This is a genomic window from Curtobacterium pusillum (genome assembly GCF_007680845.1).
GTDB classification, from domain to species: Bacteria; Actinomycetota; Actinomycetes; order Actinomycetales; family Microbacteriaceae; genus Curtobacterium; species Curtobacterium pusillum_B.
Map to the genome: position 1 here is coordinate 1 of NZ_VEIY01000005.1, position 20,015 is coordinate 20,015.

Annotated in this window: 18 protein-coding genes; 14 read left to right on the top strand and 4 right to left on the bottom strand. The window is 70.7% G+C overall.

Going from position 1 to position 20,015, the window contains the following annotated elements; translation table 11 throughout:
• The 5 genes from FS825_RS11750 to FS825_RS11770 form a co-directional block, all read left to right on the top strand.
• Nucleotides 1–584: cytochrome d ubiquinol oxidase subunit II (locus FS825_RS11750; RefSeq protein ID WP_186377212.1), on the top strand; the 584-nt coding region annotated here is incomplete at its 5' end.
• Between the two features lie 87 nt (nt 585–671).
• On the top strand, nt 672–1,223 hold the full coding sequence (locus tag FS825_RS11755) for a BON domain-containing protein (protein WP_144713227.1): 552 nt from the start codon (nt 672–674) through the stop codon (nt 1,221–1,223).
• Between the two features lie 918 nt (nt 1,224–2,141).
• Nucleotides 2,142–3,212: an alcohol dehydrogenase AdhP gene (gene adhP / locus FS825_RS11760; RefSeq protein ID WP_144713229.1), complete on the top strand. Its 1,071-nt coding sequence runs from the start codon at nt 2,142–2,144 to the stop codon at nt 3,210–3,212.
• Nucleotides 3,213–3,337: 125 nt separating this feature from the next.
• The gene (locus tag FS825_RS11765) at nt 3,338–3,604 is read left to right on the top strand and encodes a hypothetical protein (protein ID WP_144713231.1); all 267 of its coding nucleotides are present in this window, start codon (nt 3,338–3,340) and stop codon (nt 3,602–3,604) included.
• Nucleotides 3,605–4,108: 504 nt separating this feature from the next.
• Entirely contained in the window at nt 4,109–4,777 is a 669-nt protein-coding gene (locus tag FS825_RS11770; RefSeq protein ID WP_144713233.1) for a BON domain-containing protein, read from the top strand.
• 74 nt (nt 4,778–4,851) lie between these two features.
• On the opposite strand, the gene FS825_RS11775 is transcribed toward FS825_RS11770, so the two are convergent.
• On the bottom strand, nt 4,852–5,619 hold the full coding sequence (locus tag FS825_RS11775; protein WP_144713235.1) for an SDR family NAD(P)-dependent oxidoreductase: 768 nt from the start codon (nt 5,617–5,619) through the stop codon (nt 4,852–4,854).
• A 197-nt stretch (nt 5,620–5,816) separates the two neighbouring features.
• Here FS825_RS11775 and FS825_RS11780 point away from each other — a divergent pair, with 197 nt between their 5' ends.
• Nucleotides 5,817–6,647: a universal stress protein gene (locus FS825_RS11780; RefSeq protein ID WP_186377213.1), complete on the top strand. Its 831-nt coding sequence runs from the start codon at nt 5,817–5,819 to the stop codon at nt 6,645–6,647.
• Here FS825_RS11780 and FS825_RS11785 read toward each other — a convergent pair.
• Nucleotides 6,622–8,499 carry a heavy metal translocating P-type ATPase gene (locus FS825_RS11785; protein ID WP_144713239.1) on the bottom strand — a complete coding sequence of 626 codons (1,878 nt, stop codon included), beginning with the start codon at nt 8,497–8,499 and terminating at the stop codon, nt 6,622–6,624. The genes FS825_RS11780 and FS825_RS11785 overlap by 26 nt on opposite strands.
• A gap of 187 nt (nt 8,500–8,686) precedes the next feature.
• Here FS825_RS11785 and FS825_RS11790 point away from each other — a divergent pair, with 187 nt between their 5' ends.
• Together FS825_RS11790 and FS825_RS11795 are read left to right on the top strand one after the other, a co-directional pair.
• The gene (locus tag FS825_RS11790; protein ID WP_186377214.1) at nt 8,687–9,616 is read left to right on the top strand and encodes a universal stress protein; all 930 of its coding nucleotides are present in this window, start codon (nt 8,687–8,689) and stop codon (nt 9,614–9,616) included.
• On the top strand, nt 9,616–10,074 hold the full coding sequence (locus tag FS825_RS11795) for a hypothetical protein (RefSeq protein WP_260981146.1): 459 nt from the start codon (nt 9,616–9,618) through the stop codon (nt 10,072–10,074). Before FS825_RS11790 ends, FS825_RS11795 begins: the two co-directional genes overlap by 1 nt.
• A 274-nt stretch (nt 10,075–10,348) precedes the next feature.
• Here the strand turns inward: FS825_RS11795 and FS825_RS11800 are convergent, their stop codons facing one another.
• Entirely contained in the window at nt 10,349–11,527 is a 1,179-nt protein-coding gene (locus FS825_RS11800; protein ID WP_144713243.1) for a DUF8173 domain-containing protein, read from the bottom strand.
• Nucleotides 11,528–11,716: 189 nt separating this feature from the next.
• On the opposite strand from FS825_RS11800, the gene FS825_RS11805 reads away from it, so the two are divergent.
• From FS825_RS11805 to FS825_RS11825, 5 genes are all read left to right on the top strand, one after another.
• Nucleotides 11,717–12,598: a universal stress protein gene (locus FS825_RS11805; RefSeq protein ID WP_144713245.1), complete on the top strand. Its 882-nt coding sequence runs from the start codon at nt 11,717–11,719 to the stop codon at nt 12,596–12,598.
• Entirely contained in the window at nt 12,598–13,458 is an 861-nt protein-coding gene (locus FS825_RS11810; RefSeq protein WP_144713247.1) for a universal stress protein, read from the top strand. Before FS825_RS11805 ends, FS825_RS11810 begins: the two co-directional genes overlap by 1 nt.
• Nucleotides 13,455–15,989, top strand: a complete 2,535-nt coding sequence (locus FS825_RS11815) for a cation-translocating P-type ATPase (RefSeq protein ID WP_144713249.1) — start codon at nt 13,455–13,457, stop codon at nt 15,987–15,989. Before FS825_RS11810 ends, FS825_RS11815 begins: the two co-directional genes overlap by 4 nt.
• A 124-nt stretch (nt 15,990–16,113) precedes the next feature.
• Nucleotides 16,114–16,584 carry a pyridoxamine 5'-phosphate oxidase family protein gene (locus FS825_RS11820; protein ID WP_144713251.1) on the top strand — a complete coding sequence of 157 codons (471 nt, stop codon included), beginning with the start codon at nt 16,114–16,116 and terminating at the stop codon, nt 16,582–16,584.
• Nucleotides 16,581–17,723 (top strand): lysylphosphatidylglycerol synthase transmembrane domain-containing protein, encoded by a 1,143-nt coding sequence (locus FS825_RS11825; protein ID WP_144713253.1) that lies wholly within the window; start codon nt 16,581–16,583, stop codon nt 17,721–17,723. The genes FS825_RS11820 and FS825_RS11825 overlap by 4 nt, the downstream gene beginning before the upstream one ends.
• On the opposite strand, the gene FS825_RS11830 is transcribed toward FS825_RS11825, so the two are convergent.
• Entirely contained in the window at nt 17,686–18,405 is a 720-nt protein-coding gene (locus tag FS825_RS11830) for a VIT1/CCC1 transporter family protein (protein ID WP_144713255.1), read from the bottom strand. The genes FS825_RS11825 and FS825_RS11830 overlap by 38 nt on opposite strands.
• 1,060 nt (nt 18,406–19,465) lie before the next feature.
• Between FS825_RS11830 and FS825_RS11835 the strand changes: the two genes are divergently transcribed.
• Entirely contained in the window at nt 19,466–19,996 is a 531-nt protein-coding gene (locus FS825_RS11835) for a hypothetical protein (protein ID WP_144713257.1), read from the top strand.
• The last annotated feature ends 19 nt before the right edge of the window (nt 19,997–20,015 follow it).

Genomic DNA, 20,015 nt, shown 5'->3' on the forward strand with positions numbered 1-20,015 from the left:
GGCACAACTACACGGGCACGCTGTTCGACCTCCTCAACCCGTTCGCCCTGCTCGCCGGGGCCGCGACCCTCCTGGTGTTCTTCACGCACGGGGTGGTGTTCGTCGCGCTGAAGACCGAGGGCGAGATCCGCGAACGTGCCAAGCGGCTCGCCACCCTCGCCGGCATCCTCACGATCGTCGTCGGCGCCGCGTTCCTGGTGTGGATGGCGTTCGTCCGGGCGACCCCGACCTCGCTCGTCCTGTCGGTCGTCGCCGCGCTCGCGCTCGTCCTCGCGGTGCTCTGCAACGCCTGGGGCAAGGAGGGGCGGGCGTTCACGCTGATGGCCGCCACGATCGCTGCGATCGTCCTGGCGATGTTCACGGCGGTTTTCCCGGACGTCATGCCCGCCACGAACGACCCGGCGAACAGCCTGAACGTGTACAACGCGTCCAGCGGCTCGTACACGCTCGGGGTGATGAGCTGGGTGGCGCTGATCTTCGTCCCGCTCGTGTTCGCCTACCAGGCCTGGACCTACTGGATCTTCCGCAAGCGCGTCTCGCGGGCACACATCGAGGGGCGGACGGCGCAACCGTCGGCGGCCTGACGCGGCCACATCCGGTCTGGTCACCACGCGGGCGTGGCAGGACGTTGTGCCCTGCCGCCAGTCGCGTCAGGGCGTGATCCTCTCCACATGAGCACAACGATCCCCCCGAGCACGACAAAACCCGCGGTCATGGACCTCGGAGTCCGCGACCGGATCCTCTGCTCCTGGCGCTCCGAGCGGTCCTTGGACGCGTCGACACTCGATGTGGCCGTCGACGTCGGCGGCAACCAGATCGTCCTCACCGGCGATGTCGGGTCGTACACCGATCGGGTGACGGCCCACGAGATAGCGTCTGGACAAGCCACCGGATTGCTCCCGATGCGAAACCGGATCGTGGTGCGGCCGCTCGAGTGCGATCCGACCGACCCGGACGCCGTCCTCCAGACCAGGGTGGAGCGCGCTGTCCGCGACGCCGCGCCACACGCCGACGTGACGATCTCCGCGAGGGACCACGTCGTCCGATTGTCGGGTCGACTCGGCGACGACGACGAACGGCGACGCGTCCACGCCGCCGCAGCACGCAGCCGCGGAGTGCACTTCGTCGATGACCGCACCACGATCGCTGCGAGTGACCCCCGTTCTGAACGGACCTTGGTCCCTGTCCCTCGTTCGCGGGCTGTGGAACCGTCGTCGTCATGAAGAACCGGACCGCTTCCACACCGCCCCGTCACCGCGCCGTCGAGGACCCGACCGAGAACCCTCCGAGCGTGACCATCGAGCTGTGTCCGACGGAGCCACTGGACGTCGAGACGTTGCTCAGCATCGGTGCGACGCTCCGCGCCGCCGACCGACTGCACCCACACGAGCGCTGAGCGCGATCGTGGACGCTCGAGCGACGACTCAGCCACCGCTGACCGGAGCCGCGGCCGCCTCGCGCCGCGCCTGGTGCGAGCTCGAACCAGCCGTACGCGCGGGACTCCTCAGCGAGACCAGCCACCTCGCGGTGGCGGGCAGGGGTGCCGGCCGAACGCCGTGCGAACGGACCGATGGGGCAGTCCTCGACTCCCCCGCCGTTCGCTGCGACCGCGTCCTGATCGCGATGGCCGACCTGCTCCGGACGGCGTCCGTTCCTCGCCGACGAGCACTGCGCTCAGCGCAGGTCGTGGTCGACACCGGGTTCCCGCTCGAGCGCGCCGTCGTGTCCGTCGCCGCGGCGCTGATCGTGGGGGAAACGGTGACCCTGGGGTTCGTCGGCGGCTTGGACCGAGCGTCGGCGGCCTACGTTCGGTCCCTGGCCGCACTGCTGCCCGGGCACGTCCTCCGCGTTCGCTTCGGTGATCGGCTTGTGTCGGGTGGGCACGACCGGGTGAGCTGGTTGTCTCCGTCCTGCTGCGCGGAGTCCTCGCCGTTCGACCTGCACATCCTCGACCAGATCGCCTCGCTTCAGATCGCCCCGGTGCTGCACACAGGCGCATCGGGGCGTCCTGCCGTACGCAGCGCGGTCCGTGGGACTTCTGACCCTGCCTCGGGGCGAGCACCCGCGACAAGGTGACTCCACGGGCGCCGATCGGCGCAGGACACCAGGTCCCGGCCACGCCCGTGAGGAGAGGTCATCCCATGAAGGCAGCAGTCGTCCACCAGCTCGGTCAGCCCCTCGTCGTCGAGGACCGGCCGCTCCCCACGCCCGGCGCCGGACAGGTCCTCGTCCGGATCGAGGCCTCCGGCCTCTGTCACACCGACATCCACGCCGCACGCGGAGACTGGCCGGTCAAGCCGACGCCACCGTTCGTCCCCGGCCACGAGGGCGTCGGCATCATCGAGGAGCTCGGTGACGGTGTCACGAACCGACGGATCGGGGACCGCGTCGCGCTCCCCTGGCTCGGACACGCCTGCGGCCACTGCCGCTACTGCGTGGAAGGCCGCGAGACCCTCTGCGAGCAGCAGCAGAACACCGGCTACTCCATCGACGGCGCCTTCGGGCAGTTCGCCGTCGCGGACGCGGACTACGTCGTCCCGGTGCCCGCTGGCGTCACCCCGGAGGACGCAGCCCCCCTCACGTGCGCGGGCGTCACGACGTACAAGGCCTTGAAGGTCGCCGGGATCACGCCGTCCGAGACCGTCGCCGTCTTCGGCGTCGGCGGTCTCGGGCACCTCGCGGTGCAGTACGCGCGGGTGTTCGGTGCGCAGGTCATCGGCGTCGACGTCGAACCGGCCAAGCTTCAGCTCGCCCGGGACCTCGGCGCGGACCGCGCCGTCGACGCGTCCTCCGGCGACGCGGCCGCTCAGATCCAGGAACTCGGCGGCGCGGACGTCGCCGTCGTGCTCGCAGCGTCCGCCAGCGTGTTCGAGCAGGCGTTCGCCTCCCTGAAGCGGGGAGGGCGCCTCGTCTGCGTCGCGCTGCCGGCGGACGGAACGATGAGCATCCCGATCTTCGACACCGTCCTCAAGGGCATCTCGATCATCGGCTCGATCGTCGGGACCCGGCAGGACCTCGCCGAGGTCTTCGCCCTGCACGCCGCCGGGCGGACCCGTGTCGTCTCGGTACGCCGGCCCCTCGCCGACGTGAACGAGGCGATGGCCGACGTCCTCGCCGGCCGGGTACCGGCCCGGATCGTGTTCGACATGCCGCCCGTCCAGCGAGAGCAGATCGTCGCCGAGGACGAGTCCACGTCGTCTGGAACGCGGTGATCAGCACGGGCCTCGCGGTCCACGACGACCGGACGCTCGGCGCGTCCGAGTGCTGGTCGCTCATCGGAGGAGTCCGGAGCGGCCGGCTCGTCCGGGGCACTGTATCCCAGGCGGAGGCCGTTGTCGTGGACTCCGCAAGCGGGTGCCTCGTCCTCGAGGGGCCCCTTCTCGGTGAGCTCGGTTCGGGCGGGAGAGCCGTGTTCGAGACGGGTGCTCAAAATCCGACGGGTGGCTGGAGCGTCATCGTCGTCGGCCACGCCGAACCGCTCGTCGTCCGGGTTGGACGCGGAGGACCGCTGCAGCGTTGGCGCTTCGACGTCCAGGAACTCAGCGGGATCGTGTTCACGTCCGACGCGCTCCGGGCAGGCCGGGCGGACGCCGTCCGTACCTGACGGGCGCCGAGCAGGAGCAGCCGACAGAGAACTTGCGGGCCGATCTGGAGCGACGAGGGCGAGGCTCGGTGCACGCTGCACCGGGCCTCGCTCCGTGCTGGTCGCCCAGCCTGCCCGTCCTCCTGTGCCAGGGTTTTCCGTTCGGTGGTACGTCTGTGTCATCGTTCCTCGCTCACGATGGGATCCGTCAGGCGCGAAGTGCCTCCCAACGAAGACGAACGGTCCGGGACGACGCAGACCGGCGTCTCGACGGTCCGGGACGAACTGGCCGATGATTCCCACCGCGTCGGGTCGACTGAGCTGCGCTCCGGAGCGGGATCGAGGCGGCAGAACAGAGCGCGACAAACGGCGTGATGTGGTGACGCACGTTCATCTGCGCCTCCTCCGAGTGTCCGAACGCCGCTGAACTGGGCCGAGGTCTTCCGCTGGATCTGCGCGCCGGACGGGGAACCGACGGGACGTTGGACCCTCCCGTAGGGCCGGCCAAGGCCGGACGGTGAGTTCATGACAGAACACAGCGTGAACCACCGTCCCGACGCCGACGTGAAGGCCGACGTCGAAGAGGAACTCGACTGGACCCCCGGTCTCGACGTCGCCGCGATCGGCGTCGCCGTCGAGGACGGCGTCGTGACGCTCACCGGCCAGGTCGACAACCACACCGAGCGAGTGCAGGCTGCCAAAGCGGCACTGCGGGTCGCGGGCGTTCGCGGCCTCGCCGAGGAACTCGACGTCCGAAGCCCGAGCGCCCGCACCGACGCCGAGATCGCCTCGGACGTCCGGGCCGCGCTCGACGCCGACGCGTCTGTTCCGTCCGACACGATCGACGTGCAGGTGCGGGATCGCATCGTCACCCTCACCGGCTCGGCCCACTGGCACTTCCAACGGCTCGCCGCCGTCCGGGATGCCGAGCGGGTCGCGTCCGTCCAGTTCGTCCTCGACCGCGTGGAGTTGACCCCGCGCCCGAGCGCGCCGGACACTGCAGAGCGGATCCGTCACGCGTTCGTCCGTCACGCCGAACTCGACGCCGACCGCATCGACGTCGCGGTCGTCGGCACGATCGTCACCCTCACCGGCCACGCCCGGACCTGGGCGGAACGACGGCAGGCGGAGATCGCGGCCTGGCGTTCGCCGCACGTCACCGAGGTCGACGACCGGATCGTCGTCGACGAGTGACCACGTGACGGAACGGGAGACGCGGTGCCAGCTGGCAGCGCGCCTCCCGTCCCGCCATGCGATCGAGATTCCGGTCAGATGGCGGACCAGCCGCCGTCGGAGGGAAGGACGACTCCGGTGACGTTCGCGGAGTCGTCGCTGAGGAGCCAGGTGATCGCGGCGGCGAGCTGCCCGGCGGTCGCGATCGGTGGGACGTTCGTCTGCATGTACGGTCCGAGCCGCTCGCCCGCGTAGTGCGACCGGAAGGGTGCTTCGATACTGGTCGCGACCGCCCCGGGTGCGACCGCGTTGCAGCGGACACCGGCGGGTGCGTAGAAGAACGCCGTGCTGAGCGTGAACCCGTTCACGGCGTGCTTCGACGTCGTGTACGCGGTTCCGGCCGCGGAGCCCCGGAGGCCGGCTTCGGATGACACGTTCACGATGCTGCCGGTCCGTGCCGTGATCATCTTGGGGAGGACCGCGCGCGTGAGCCGCATCACGGCGGTGAGGTTCACGGTGAGGACGCGGTCCCAGACGTCGTCGTCGAGTTCGGCGGTCGGGAGGAAGCCATCCATGATCCCCGCCACGTTCGCGAGGCCGTCGATGTGCTCGCCGGCCTCGGCGAGCACGCGGTCAATCGTCCGACGGTCGGCGAGGTCGCCGACGACGGTGACGAGACGTTCAGAAGCCACGTCGCCGACGAGTGCCGCGAGCCGATCCTCCAGGAGGTCGACCGCCACGACCCGGCTCCCTTCCGCGATGAGCCGTTCCGTCGTCGCCCTGCCGATGCCGGCACCCGCTCCGGTCACGATCACCGTCCGCCCGTCGAAGCGCGCTCTCGAGGTCGTTGCCGCGTCGTCCATGTCCACTCCCGTCGTTTCATCGCCGGTGGCCCCGGCTCAGGCCATCCCAGTCCGGACGCGCCGCACGCACCAGGGACTTCCGACCCGGCCGAAGGATCCGGGACCTTCGACACTGCGGCTGGCCGTTCCGCACGGGTAGCGTCCGGACGCACCGCGTCGTGATGGTCCGACGCGACACCAGGACGAAGGAGAACGTCATGTCAGTCGAGCACATCGTCGTCGGCGTCGACGACGCCCAGGCCAGCTGGACCGCGCTCCGTTGGGCGGCGAACCGCGCCGCCGACGGCGCCACGAACGTCGAGATCGTGCACGTGATGGAGTCCACTGACGCCGACGCCGCGGCTGTCCGCGCGCGGCTCGCCGAGGCCGCAGGGTTCGTCCGCACCACCGCGCCCGGGGCGACGGTCACCACCGCGGTCCATCGGGGCCCCGCGGCGGACGCGCTCGTGCGGGCAGCCGCATCGGAGGACCTCCTGGTCATCGGTGCGCACCGCACCCGACGAATCCGTTCCGCTGCGACCGGGTCCACCCCGGAGCGGATCGCCACCAAGGCGACGGTACCGACCGTCGTCGTCCCGGACGACTGGACGTTCGGCACGGGTCCCGTCGTCATCGGTATCGACGCTGCGACCGGGGGCCGCGCCCTCGCGTTCGGGCTGCACGAAGCACGTCGCACCGGCCGCTCCGTGCAGCTCGTGCACGCGTGGAAGGCGACCGCCCCGGTGGCCGCACATCCGCTGGCGATCCTCGCGGACCCCTCGGGAGCAGACGCGGAGTCCGCTCGTCTCGTGCTCGACGCCGCGTCACGCGCCGCCGCCGACCTCGAACCGACGGTCCCGACGCGCGCCGCGCTCTGGGAAGGCGATGCGGGTGAGGCCCTCACGAAGGCCGCCGTCGAAGCGTCGCTGATCGTAATCGGCCGACGGCACCGGACCACGATCGGCGGGGAATTGTTCGGGTCCGTCGGGCGCCAGACGATGCAGCGGTCGAAGACCCCGCTCGTCACCGTGCCGGAACCGACCGCCTGACCCGACGGACGGTCGCGTCGGAGCGTGCCCCGGGCTGCGCCGCCCGGAGCGCAGCGACGATCGTCACGACGTCGACGAGTTCCTGCAAGACGGCGCCGACCACGGCGGGGACGACACCGGTCAGCGCGACGAGCATGAGGCCCAGCGAAGCGCCCATCCCGACCCAGAGGCTCTGTCGGGCGATCCGGACGGTCTCACGACCGATGCGGACGGCGTCGACCACCCGTCCGACGTCCTCGACGAGCACGACGGCGTCAGCGGTCTCGCTCGCCGCGGTGGCTCCTCGCGCGCCCATCGCGACGCCCACGTCCGCAACGGCCAGGACCGGAGCGTCGTTGACGCCGTCGCCGACCATCAGGACTGGACGCTCCACGATCGCTCGGACCGCATCCACCTTGTCGCTGGGTCGGCACTCCGCCCGGAGGACCGGGACCCGGACCTCGTCCGCGACCGCTCCAGCCGTGGTGGCCGCATCGCCGGTGAGTATCGACACGTCCCGCACCCCGAGCGCTCTCAGCGACGCGATGGTCTCCCGGGCCTCTGGGCGGACCGGGTCGCGAAGCACGAGGCAACCGGCAGACGCGCCGTCGACGACGACGTACGACACCACTCGGCCGCCCAGGACGACGGCAGGCTGGGTCTGCGCAGCACGTCGACGAGCGAACCCCAGGGTGCCCACCGCCACATCCCGCCCCTCGACCTGAGCCGTCACCCCGTCCGCTTCCGACTCAACCGCCGACGTTACTCGCGCCAGCGAGATCCCCTCCGCCTTCGCCGTCTCGACGATGGACGAAGCGAGGGTGTGAGACGAGTACTGCTCCGCGCTCGCGGCCAGGCGGAGCAGCTCCTCCCGCCCCGGGCCGCCCGCGACCGTGACGACCCGTTCGAGCGTCGGGCGCCCGAGGGTCAACGTCCCCGTCTTGTCGAACACGACCGTCCGGACGGACGAAAGCCGTTCGATCACCGATGCGTCTTTCAGGACGACGTCCGCCTTCGCAGCACGACCGATGCCGCCCAGGAACGCCACCGGTGCCGCGATCAGCATCGGGCACGGCGTCGCGAGGACCAGGACTTCGGCGAACCGACGGGGGTCCCCGCTGGCCCACCACCCCAGCCCGCCCAGCGCGATGGCCAAGACCGTGAACCACGGGGCGTAGCGGTCGGCGAGCCGCACCGTCTGCGGCCTCGACTCCATGGCACCGGCGACCAGCTGGACGATCCGCTGGTACTCGCTCGCCGCCGCGGGCCGCAGGGCCCTGATGATCACCGCCGCGGGACCGTTCACCGCGCCACTCGAGACCGTCCCCGTCGCCACAACGCCGACGGGCACGCTCTCGCCCGTGATCCTGGAGAGGTCGAACGTGGCGCGGTCCGACACGAGTGCCGCATCGACGGGTACGACCTCGGACGGTCGCACGACCAGGACGTCACCGACTGCCACTTCGTCGACATCGACGTCCTCGACGATGCTGCCGCGGCTGCGGTGCGCGGTCCGCGGGACGTCGGACAACAGCGTCGACAGCTGCCGGGTCGCCCGCCGACGAGCGAAGTCCTCCAGCGCCTCACCCCCGATGAGCATCAGCACGATCACGAACGCCGCGAGCCACTCACCGACCGCGACGGTCGCGACGATCGCCGTCACCGCGAGCAGGTCGAGACCGAGTCGCCCCCGCACCATCGACCGCACCATCGACACGGCTTCGATGCCCGCGACGAGCACAGCCGTCGACGAGAACAGCCACGGCACGACGAATCCCGAACCCCCCAGCGTCAGGACGAGGCCGGCGACCCCGATGACGGAAGCGACGACCAGTCTCGTCCGGACGAACGCGCCCTCTGACGACCACGACATGGAACCTCCGACGCTCCGCGGACGGCACTCGCCCGCCTCGACGACCCTCGGTGCTGCGTCTCGGACCGGCAAGGGAAGAAAGTCCCTTCCCGTCCGGGGGGACCTTGGACCCTTCGACGGGTGTGCGGGCCCGCCTACGCTCTTCCGCACGCCGGCGAGCCAGCCGAGCGGACGTGAGGAGCGCATCATGACCCGGTACACCGTCGCCGTCGACGCCTCCGACGCTGCGCGCGAAGCCGTCCAGTGGATCGGAGAAGTCGCCGACCCACGTTCCGACTCCGTCCGCCTCGTCACGGTCGCCGAGCTCTTCGGCGAGCTTCCCTCCCTCGCTGAAGCCCGCCTGCTCGAAGCGAGGACGACCCTCCGGGAACAGCGCCCCGGGCTACAGATAACCACCGAGGTCGTCGGTGGGTGGACCGTGCACGGACTCGTCAGCGAAGGGGCAGCCGGTGACGTGCTCGTGATCGGCGGACGGCAGCGGCACCGGTTCGTCGCGAGCCTCCAGGGACGCGTCGCCGAGCGTGCCGTCGCTCGTGCCCTGACACCCGTCGTCGTCGTACCCGAATCCCGGGCGCACCACGACGGAGCGGTCGTCGTCGGCGTCGACTCCCGAAGCGCCGGCACCGCGCTCGTGTACGCAGCCACGGTGGCATCCGGTCGCCACCTGGACCTCGTGCTCACCCGAGCGTGGCAGGCACCCTTCGTCCGCACCCCCTACGGCATCGCCTACTACGAGGACGACCTCCCGACGTGGGAGCGCAAGGCCAACCTCGAGATCGAAGCCGCCCTCCATGCAGTCGAAGCCAGGTACCCGGCCCTCCCCACCCTGGGGCGCGTCCGACGGGGTTCCGTCGAAGGCGTCCTGCTCCGCGAATCGACCGCCGCCTCGATGATCGTCACCGGACGACGCCACCGCACCGCACTCGGCGGGCTACTCACCGGCAGCATTGGCGAGGCCCTCATGCACCGGGCGCACGTCCCGATCGCCGTCGTCGGCCCCCACGTGGCGCTCCCGTCCGACATCCACCGACCGGCGCCTCCTCACCCCGGGGACGGTCCCGGTGCGCGTGTGCCTTCGCGCAGCGCGTCGTCCGCACCGAACCGAAGCGACCGATGATGGCCTCGCACAACACGCTCGACGGCACGCGCCGGACCGGGATGCTTCCGGGCTCCGCCACGTTCCGGTGGGGCGTCATCACGCTCGCCGGCATCGTCGGGCTGACCGCCGTCGCGGGCGGCGCGCTCATGGTCTTCGGCCCTGCCGATGCGGTGTTCATGCCGCCGGTCGACCTCCTCGCCGGGACGGTGTTCCGCTCCTTCGTGATCCCCGGGTCGTTGCTCGCGGTCGTCGTCGGCGGGACGCAGATCCTGGCGGCAGCACTCGCGGTCATCCGGTCACGGTGGACGATGCTGGCCCTCACGCTCGCCTCGCTCGCGCTGCTGGTCTGGATCTTCGTGGAGACCGTGATGATCCCCTGGAGCGCCCTCCAAGCGGTGTACTTCGCCGTCGGGCTCGGCGAGATCGGACTCGTCCTCATCGGACTCGGTCTGCTGACCACCCGACGGCAGCGATGACCGTGCGCCGCCCGCTCGCCGTCGCCCCTTTCCGTCGAGCCGCCGACCCGACGAGGGGCGGATCGGCCAGGACCTGCGATGCAGCACGTTCCACGGTCTCGCAGGGCGTCCAGCGACCCCGTGGCCTGCGACGGGGGCCGCGACCTGCACCCTGATCACAGCACCGAACGGTCCGGCCATCGGTTCGACGCCGTGACTCCCGAACCGCGGCCCTCCGTCACACGAGCAGAGGGCGCCTGTGTGCGGGAGCACCGGTCCCCTCTGCTCGTCCGGGTCAGGAGGTGCCGGCGCCTCCGGGCGTCACTGCAGTCGGTTCGCCGTGGAGCACATCCGTCCTCCGTCCGGCTCGGTCCCACGGACGGGCGTCGGCGATGTAGAGCAGTTGGGCACCGAGCCCGAGCACGATCGTCGCCGTGGCGATGAGGACCCCGAGCACGGGGATGTGCAGCGCCACGACGAGGACCGCTCCGCCCAGGAGGGCCGTGACGACCGGCCCGCGTCGATCGCGGAGGATCAGGCGTCCGATCATGAACGCGCCGTACGGGAACGCCGCGAGGGTCAGGACGAGCAGGACCAACAGCCCTGCCAGGGCCAGAGGTGCGCCGATGACCGTCACGAGCAGGAAGAGCAGGGCGGGCGGAGCGGCGACTGCTGCGACGAAGCCGACCAATGCGGCCTTCCAGGGTGCCGCTCGGAGCCGGTCGGTCACCCGATCGAGCTGCCGGGGAACGAGGAGCCCGGCGGCCACCGTGACCAGGCCCAGGGCGATGAGTGCGTACAGCAGGCTGATCAGCCAGGACGCGAACGCTTCGCCGGCGGTGGGGCGATCCGTGGTCCGGTTCGGACGGACGTGCTGCACCGACCCGTCGACGTGATCGGCACGCAGGTGCGCGGTGTGGTCGCTGACGTAGACGACGTCCCCGCCGATCGTCCCGGCGACCGTCAGCCGGTCCACGCTGAGTCGCGCGTCGCGGCCGAGGTCGCCCGCGACCGAGATCGTGTTCGCCGCGGCGACGAGGTCCTTCCCGACGGTTCCTGACTGCGCGACGCTGACGGCCGACGCCGCAATGGTGGCGCTTCGGCGGATCGTTCCGGTGACGACGGCCGTCTGGGCTACGAGCCGGACGTCTCCGTCCACCTCGCCGGTGACGGTTACGGTCTGTGCGGCCGCGATGACGTCCCCGGTGACCCGCCCGCTGACGGTCACGTTCTGACCGGCAGCGTAGACGTCCCCATCAACGTTTCCCGCGACCTCGACGTCGGTGCCGCCGAGGAATTGCGGGCCGGTGACGCGCTCCGTCGCGCCGATCTTGGACGGGTCGTCCTGGGTCGTCGTGACGGCCGCGGCAGCGCCTCCGGTGACGGCTGTTAAGGCGACGACGATGCTGAGAGCGAGCGCTGAGCCCGGGACATGGCGGCGGGTGGGGTGCTGGGTGCGGTGTCTGGTCATCATGGCGGCAGTGTCGCGGGCCGTCCGTCGGAAGGACAGAGTCGGAGGTCCTTGCTCGGCGCTGGAAGGGAGCGCTAGTCGGCGGGACCTTCTGCCCTGCCGACGTCGTCCGTCCGCACCTAGCGTGCGGGGATCGGATGCGGCTGAAGCCGCTGGTGGGCGCAATCGCCGTCCACTGCGAAGGGAGTGATCATGACCGCCTACACCGTCGCCATCGACGACACGACTGCTGCTTGGAGGACTGTGGACTGGATCGCGGACGCCGTCGACCCTGCGACGGACAGCGTGCGGCTGGTCACCGTGAGCGAGTTCTACGGCGAAGCCCTGGCACGCTCCGAGGAACGGCTCTCGGCAGCCGAGCAGCGCTTGCGCTCGGCACATGTCGGACTCTCTGTCACGCACGACGTAACCGGAGGCCCGACCGCAGACCGACTCGTGTCCGACGCCGCGCGCGGTGACGTGCTCGTGATCGGTGGCAACCAGGTCCACACGTTCGTCGCTGCCGTCAGAGGACGCGTCGCCGAACGCGTTGTTGCGCATGCCGTCACCCCGGTCGTGGTGGTCCCGGAACGCTGGGAGCGCTCCGAAGGTCCGGTCGTCGTCGGTATCGACGGACGGTCCGCGTCCGCCGCACTGTCCTGGGCCGCTGACCGGGCCGCTCGCGGCCGTCGCGAGCTCTCCCTGGTGCGCGCCTGGGCGGTCCCGAGCGCGGTCGATGCCTATGCTGCGGTCTACCTTCAGGAGGACCGTGACCTCTGGTCGCAGGAGGCCGACATCGAACTTCGGGCCGCGCTCCGGGCGGTCGGCGCCGCGCATCCCGGTCTGCACGTCACCGGCGAAGCCGTCGAAGGGCAGGCCCGCGACGTGATCCTCCGGTCGTCCCGTGGCGCGTCGCTGGTCGTGGTCGGGCGTCGGCACCGTACTGCGCTCGGAGGGTTCCTCACAGGGTCGGTCGGAGAACGACTGATGCATGACGGGCACGTGCCGGTCTGCATCGTGCCCGAACCGGTGCACAGCGGCACGGGCGGAGAGTCCGAGCACCGTCCGGACCACCAGCACGCCGAGGTGCGGTGATGCGTGGCGGCAACGTCGTCGGCACCGAACGGATCGTTGTCGGTGTCGACGAGCACGAGGCCAGCGACCGGGCGGTCGACTGGGTCGCCGTTCGGCGGGTCGTACCCGGGAGCCGGGTGGAGCTCGTCACCGTCGCCAACGGGTGGGGCGGTGACGGACCCGCCCTCGACCGGAGGCTCGCCCGCGCCGCAGAGCGCCTGAGCGCGGCGCACCCGCGGGTGGACATCGCGACGTTCCGACTGGCAGGGGCGCCGGACCGGATGCTCGCGGACGCTGCATCGACCGCCGACCTGCTCGTCATCGGCAACCGGCGCCAGCACCGTGTCCGGACGGCCCTCGACGGGTGGATGCCCGAGCGCGTGCCCACGCTCGCCAACGGTCCAACCGTCATCGTCCCGGAGGACTGGCGGCCGACCCACGGAGACGTCGTCCTCGGAGTCGACGATGCCAACGGCGACACCGCACTCCGCTTCGCCGGCGCGCAGGCCGTCCGTGAGCACCGACGGCTCAGCCTGGTGCGCGCGTGGAACGTCGCCGACCTGGCCCGCGTCACGACGGTGAGCATCCTCGACGACCCCGAACTCGTCGAAGCGCGCGCACGGGAGATCCTGAACGACGCCGAACGCCTCCTCCACACCCGGTTCCCCGGACTGCAGCACCGCCCCGTAGTCGAGGAGGGAGACCCGGCCGACGTCCTCCGCAGATACGCCGAGAACGCCTCGATCGTCGTGCTCGGACGACACCACACCTCGATGCTGGGCGGCCGCTTCTTCGGCTCGGCCGCACACGAGCTCATCACACGGTCACCGACGCCGGTGTGCATCGCACCGCTGCGCTCGCCTGACCCGAGCCGAGCATGACGGCCTCGGTCGCGGTGGCACCGACCACAGCCGCCGGCGACGGCCTGACGACCGCCGAGGCGAGCGCGCGACTCGCCCAAGACGGGCCGAACACCGTGGGCACGTCGGCGCCAAGCCTCGTCCGCACGATCGGCGGGCAGTTCCGCAACGTCGTGCTCCTCCTCCTGCTCGGCACCGCGGTCGTGTCGGCGGTGCTCGGGCAGGTACAGGACGCTGTCGTGATTGCCGTGATCCTGCTCACCAGTGTCGGACTCGGCGCGGTCAACGAGTACCGCTCCGCCGTGGTGTCATCGGCGATGGCCGACCGACTGCGACACACCGCGCGCACGCTCCGCGACGGCCACTGGACGACGATCGACGTGCGGGACGTCGTGGTCGGCGACGTGGTCCGGCTGGGGGTCGGCAGCGTCGTGCCCGCTGACGCCGTCCTGGCCCGCGCGCAGGACCTGCAGCTCGACGAGAGCGTCCTCACGGGTGAGTCACGACCGGTGGACCGGAGCACCGGCGACCCGGTGTTGCAGGGCGCGGTCGTCGTCTCCGGCTCCGGTGACGCCCGGGTGACCGCTACCGGTGCGGCGACCGAGTTCGGCGGCATCGCCGCCGGTCTGCGGTCGCACGAGCCGGAGACGGCGTTTCAGGCAGGCCTCGCGCGGTTCTCGCTGCTGCTCGTCTGGGTGGCGGTCACGCTGATGGCCCTCATCGTCGTGACCGGGATCGCGTTCTCCCGGCCGCTGCTCACCACCGTCCTGTTCGCACTCGCAATCGCCGTCGGTGTGACGCCCCAGCTGCTCCCCGCGGTCGTGAGTACGGCACTCGCTGCGGGGGCCCGTCTCCTCAAACGGTCGGACGTCCTCGTGAAGCGTCTGGTCTGCGTCGAGGACCTGGGCGGCGTCGACGTCCTCGTCACCGACAAGACCGGCACGCTCACATCCGGAGGGCTCCGCTTCCACGAGGCGTTGGATCCCTCCGGCCGACCGTCCCCAACCCTCCTCGGCACGGCCCGGGCCACCGTCCCGGTGGACGCCCCGGAGGGAGGTACGGCTGGTTCCGTCGCCGACGCCCTCGACCGCGAGATCCTCGACGCGTCGGCGGCGATCGCTCCCCCCGGTGAGACACCGGTCGTGCTCGCGACCCGTCCGTTCGACCACGAGCGGATGACATCGTCGGCGCTGGTCCAGGGACCCGACCATCGCCGTCGTCTGGTCGTCAAGGGGGCTCCGGACGTCGTGTTGACGCAGTGCACCGACGTCGACCCCGCCAGTCACGACACCCTGCACCGGTTGCTCACCGCCGGGCGCCGCGTGCTCGCCGTCGCCACTGCGACCGTCCCGGGGTCCACGACGACCGCGGACCCGCTCCGGATCGGTGCCCCGTTCGCGCTCGAGGGCTTCCTCGTCTTCGAGGACCCACCTCGCCCGGGTGTCGCGGACGCCATCGGCGCACTGCACGAACTCGGCGTGCAGGTCGTCGTCGTCACCGGCGACGACCCCGTGGTCGCGGCCGGTCTCGCACGGGACGTCGGCATCCCCGTGGGTGCCCCGCTGCTCGGGAGCCAGCTTGGTGCTGCCGGGCCCGAGTCCCCTGGGGCACTCGCTGCCCGGGTTCTCGAGGCCGGTGTCGTCGCCCGGGTCCGCCCGGCGGACAAAGCGGTGATCGTCCGCGCTCTCCGCGACGCCGGGAAGACGGTCGCCTTCCTCGGTGACGGTGTGAACGACGCGCTCGCGCTGCACGCTGCGGACGTCGGGATCTCTGTGCTGTCGGCGACCGACGTCGCCCGGGACGCGGCCGACGTCGTCCTGCTCGACAAACGCCTCGACGCGGTCGCGACCGCCGTCCGCACCGGCCGCCGCGTGTTCGCCAACACCCTCAAATACGTGATGATGGGCACCTCGTCGAACATCGGCAACATGTTGAGCGCAGCCGTCGCCGCGAGCTTCCTGCCGTTCCTCCCGCTGCTGCCCGCGCAGGTCCTCCTGAACAACCTGATCTACGACCTCGGGCAGCTGGCAATCCCGTCTGACCGAGTGGATCCCGAACGACTCACGGCTCCCGCGCGTTGGGACGTCGGGGCGGTCCGCCGATTCATGCTCGTCTTCGGACCCGTGAGCTCACTGTTCGACTTCGTCACGTTCGCAGTCCTCCTCGGCGTGGTGCACGCCGGCCCGACGGAGTTCCGGACGGTCTGGTTCGTTGAGTCACTCCTGACCCAGTCGTTGGTCGTGTTCGTCGTGCGGACGAACCGGGTGCCGTCCTGGCGCAGTAGGCCAGGCCGGTGGCTCACCCTCGGGGCCCTCGGTTCGGCAGCCCTCGGAGTCGCGCTGCCGCTGAGCCCGGTCGGCACGCTCGTTGACTTCGCACCGGTGCCCGGGTCCCTGCTCGCGATCGTCGCCGCGATCGCCGTCATCTATCTGCTCCTCGTCGAAGGTCTCAAGGCGTTCGCGTTCCGCTACGTGTTCCGGAATGATCCCGGTGCACACCGCGCCACGCACCACGTCCGCCGGTTCGCAGCCCGGTTCGGTCGGACTCGATGAACCCACGCGCGCCGTGGGACTTCCGGCCCTGCGCACGAGCAACGGTGCGACGCATGCTGGTCTGACCGGGTAGAAATCGGAGCGATCACGTTCGCTCCTGTCCCGCACACCAGGAGGCAAAGCCATGGACGCAGCGGCCACCGAACAATCGGACGAGGCGAAGGATCCGCAGGCTCAGGGAACGAAGCGACCCGACGCGAGCCCTCTGGACGAACTCGTCGTCCGGCTCGACGCCGACCAGTGTTGGGAACGACTGCACCGCACGCGGATCGCTCGCGTCGCCTTCCGCACCGAGGAGTCGCTGGAGGTCATCCCGGTGAACTACGTCGCCGAGACACGACAGTTGGTCTTCGCGACGTCGAGCAACGTCATCCTCGACGCCGTCCGCCACGGTCGCGAGATCCTCATGGAAGTGGACGAACACGACGGCTGGACCGCCTGGAGCGTCGTCGCGAAAGGGACCGCGCACATCCCCGACACCCGACACGTCACAGCGCAACGGATCCGCTCGATGCTCGCCACGCCGAAGCACGCGACCGTCGTGCTCGAGCCGACCAGCGTCACCGGCCGGCTCTTCGACCAAGCCGCACCATGACAAGCCTTCACGGTCGCGACGGGCGGGTCGACGGGAGGCGCGGAGCGGGTCCGCACCGCGCCTCCCGTCCGTCACGACTGCGCTGGATCCTCGCGTTCAGCACGCCTTTCCTGGTCGCCGCGGCGGTGGTCATCGCTGCCCCGCACGCCGAGGAGGCACGGCTCGTCCTCCGCGACCTACCGCCGAGCGCCTCGATCTTCGCTGGTGTGGCAGTCCTGGCTGAGGCGGTGTCCCTGACGGCCGCGTCTCGTGCCACTCGAGCAACCCTGGGCCCCGGCGCGCCGACCTTCCGGCATGTCCTTGAGGTCGACCTCGTCGCGCAGGGGGTCCGCAGTGTTCTGCCCGGTGGAGCGGCAACCTCCGCGGGGCTGCGCATCTCGCTCCTGCGACGGTTCGACGTCCCGGTCCCGGTCGCCGCCTCAGCGGCCACGACCGGAGTGGTCGTGTCCAACATCATGCTCGGCGCGGTGTTCCTCAGCGGGGTGGCGACGACCGCCTGGCGCGGCGGTCCCTCGCCGGGAGTCGCAGTCCTGGTCGGCGTGGTCCTGTTGCTCGCCGTCACCGCAGGACTCGGCGGCACAGCAATTGCACGCCGGCCTGATCGCGTCAGAGAGTGTGCCGTGCGGTTGACGGCCCCAGTCCGGCGATCCGTCGGGCACCCAACCGAAGCCACCATTGTCGGCTACGTCGACGGACTGGCCATGGGGATGGGGCGTCTCCGATCGGTGCGGACGCTCACGGCTCTGCTCGCCTGGGTGGGTTGCAACTGGGCCGCCGATCTCGTCGCGTTCGGGCTCATGCTGGTCGCAGCGGGCGCCCGAGCCCCGTGGCCGGTCATCGTCCTGGCCTACGGCCTTGCGAACGTCCTCGCCACCGTTCCGATCACACCCGGAGCGCTCGGGCTGGTCGAGGGAACCGCGGTGACCACGCTCCACGTCGCGGGGGTCCCGACGTCCGTCGCGCTGCTCGGCGTCCTCGGATGGCGCGCCGTCGAGTACTGGCTGCCGATGCTCGCCGCGCTCGTCGTCGCACCGTTCGTGTTCGCCTCGATCCACCGTCACGGTGGGACGTCACCCCGGTCACGGTCGCATGCTCGCCGGCTCACACCACGCCGCTCGTACCGAGGATGGACCCGATGACGAACGTCGCCGCCAGGGCGATCGCACCGCCGACGACCACTCGGAACGTGGCCCGTAGCACGGACCCGCCGCCGATCCTCGCACCGAGCGCACCGGTCAGCGCGAGCGCGAGGAGCACGACGACGAACGTGACCGGCACCCTGACCGATCCGGGCGGCACGAGGATCGCCACCAGGGGCAGGACCGCGCCGATCGAGAATGCCGCCGCCGAGGCGAACGCCGCGTGCCGGGGGCTGACCACTTCGTCCTCGTCGATCCCGAGTTCCGTCGTCAGGTGCGCCGCGAGAGCGTCGCGCTCCGTCAACTCACCGGCGACCGCCTCGGCAGTGGCGCGCTGCAGACCACGTGCCTCCCACAGCTGCGTGAGTTCCTCGAGTTCGGCGACGGGGTCGTCCTCGAGCTCGCGGCGCTCCTTCTCGATGAGCGAGCGCTGGCTGTCCTTCTGACTGCTGACTGATACGTACTCCCCCAGCGCCATCGAGATGGCGCCGCCGACCAGCGCGGCGACACCGGCGGTCGCGATCGCGGGGACCGAGGTGGAGGCGCCGGCGACGCCGACGACGATCGAAGCCGTCGAGATGATGCCGTCGTTCGCGCCCAGTACGCCGGCGCGCAACCAGTTCAACCGCGCGGCGAGGTCACCGGTGTGGGCTTCGCCGGGATGGGGCTCAGGTGTGGTCATGAGCCCAGGCAACCAGCTTTCCTCAGAGGTGTTCCTACGGGAGATCGAACGTTCCGATCGGGCGCCGCGAGCACGTCAACCGCGGCGGGACTCCGCTCCGCCCCCTCTGCGTCCACCGCACCTACGAGGACCGTGCCGGTCGTTCTGCGCACGGCAACCGCCGTCGCCCTCTCGCTGGCAGCGCGACGGCGGCTCTGCGTACGCGGCTCGATCGTCGGCTTGGTCGCACTCGCGTCCGACGCCTCGTGACGTCGCCGGGCGAACGGCTTGCACGCCGTGAGGGGGGACAGAGCTCTTGGATCGAGCCCGCGGTCGCGGTGCATCGTCATCGAAGACGACAGCCCGCACACGCCTGACTGGCAGCGCCGCCACGCGTGACGGCCGCAGGAGAACGAGGCACATGCGCGCCGCGCGAACGGCCGGACGTGCTGGGCAGCGTGTCCTGTCGCCGAGGGAGTTTCGGAGCTGCCGGGCACTGACAGTGTCGCGACCCTGATCGCCAGCGAGCTGACGGATCGCGCCTCCGTCGGCGCGACTGGCGGGACGGGACAACAGTCAAGTGACTGGCTCGAGCCGGCCAGGTTGTCTTGGGACTCGAGGCAGCAGACACGGGACATTGGATGCGGGACACGGCACGCGGGACACGGACACGGACACGGACACGGACAGCATCGCGAGCAAGAAAATGGCACTCATCCGACGACTCAGCCGGCGCGAGACCGGTCGTGTGGGCATATGAGCGAGTCCGGCGAGGTGCTGTGCTGCCGCGGATGCGAGGGACGGGGTGCGCGCCCCTGACGTGTCCTGGTGGGCGATTCTGGGCCGACGTAGAACTGCCCGAACGATCAGTTGCGTCACCTTTTCCACGAGAAGTTCCTGCGCTGCTACTTCCGCATTTCGGGCGTCAACTGCTGCCGTGTGCGGGCTTGCGGAACGGTCACGCTCCGATCGCGCTCCGCCACCGATGCGGGATACCCAGTCCGCTCTGCGACCAGCCGCAGAAGGCTTGCCTAAGGCACGCCAGCACGGGCCGCAGCGCATTCCGCGCATACTCCGAACCGTGCACGCAGAAGAAGCCGCTCGTCGACGGGTCATCCTGAAGCAAGCCTGCCGTGCTGTCGAACGACTCGTGCTGCTGCTGCTCTCGGAGAACGGCGGCCACGAGGAACTCGCGCTCGAAGCGATCCGCCGCTCACGTCGCGTCGAACGTATCGCCACAGAGGCGGAGTCTCGTCCGGCCATGACCGCAGCCCAGCTGACGCTGGAACGAGCCCTGGTGCTTCTCCGAGCCGGCGCGCAATCGGGAGTCGCTTCCATCGAGTCTTTCATCGCAGTGGTCGTGAGCCTCGACCCTGAGGCGACCGCGCAACTGCCCTCGCCTTTCCTGCAGATGCACGAAGACGCGCGGCGGCTGGCGGTGGAACTCGCGCCGCTCCTGCACGATGCGGATGAGGCCGACCCGGTGGTGCAGGCATTGCATGCCGTCCAGCGCGAACTGTTGTCCGTCGCGTCGACTGACGCCGAGGGTATCGGCGCGACGCGCGGACGATTCAGGACGCAACGCGCGGCCCGCCGAACAGTTCTTGACTGAAGGGGGCGCGGGAACCTTC

Bases quoted from the DNA above. Each gene is read 5' to 3' on its own strand.
- FS825_RS11810 (WP_144713247.1), top strand. From the start codon at position 12,598: ATGCGTGGCGGCAACGTCGTCGGCACCGAACGGATCGTTGTCGGTGTC.
- FS825_RS11790 (WP_186377214.1), top strand. From the start codon at position 8,687: ATGACCCGGTACACCGTCGCCGTCGACGCCTCCGACGCTGCGCGCGAA.
- FS825_RS11770 (WP_144713233.1), top strand. From the start codon at position 4,109: ATGACAGAACACAGCGTGAACCACCGTCCCGACGCCGACGTGAAGGCC.
- FS825_RS11755 (WP_144713227.1), top strand. From the start codon at position 672: ATGAGCACAACGATCCCCCCGAGCACGACAAAACCCGCGGTCATGGAC.
- FS825_RS11775 (WP_144713235.1), bottom strand. From the start codon at position 5,619: ATGGACGACGCGGCAACGACCTCGAGAGCGCGCTTCGACGGGCGGACG.
- FS825_RS11805 (WP_144713245.1), top strand. From the start codon at position 11,717: ATGACCGCCTACACCGTCGCCATCGACGACACGACTGCTGCTTGGAGG.
- FS825_RS11785 (WP_144713239.1), bottom strand. From the start codon at position 8,499: ATGTCGTGGTCGTCAGAGGGCGCGTTCGTCCGGACGAGACTGGTCGTC.
- FS825_RS11820 (WP_144713251.1), top strand. From the start codon at position 16,114: ATGGACGCAGCGGCCACCGAACAATCGGACGAGGCGAAGGATCCGCAG.
- FS825_RS11815 (WP_144713249.1), top strand. From the start codon at position 13,455: ATGACGGCCTCGGTCGCGGTGGCACCGACCACAGCCGCCGGCGACGGC.
- FS825_RS11830 (WP_144713255.1), bottom strand. From the start codon at position 18,405: ATGACCACACCTGAGCCCCATCCCGGCGAAGCCCACACCGGTGACCTC.
- FS825_RS11795 (WP_260981146.1), top strand. From the start codon at position 9,616: ATGGCCTCGCACAACACGCTCGACGGCACGCGCCGGACCGGGATGCTT.
- FS825_RS11780 (WP_186377213.1), top strand. From the start codon at position 5,817: ATGTCAGTCGAGCACATCGTCGTCGGCGTCGACGACGCCCAGGCCAGC.
- FS825_RS11800 (WP_144713243.1), bottom strand. From the start codon at position 11,527: ATGATGACCAGACACCGCACCCAGCACCCCACCCGCCGCCATGTCCCG.
- FS825_RS11825 (WP_144713253.1), top strand. From the start codon at position 16,581: ATGACAAGCCTTCACGGTCGCGACGGGCGGGTCGACGGGAGGCGCGGA.
- adhP (WP_144713229.1), top strand. From the start codon at position 2,142: ATGAAGGCAGCAGTCGTCCACCAGCTCGGTCAGCCCCTCGTCGTCGAG.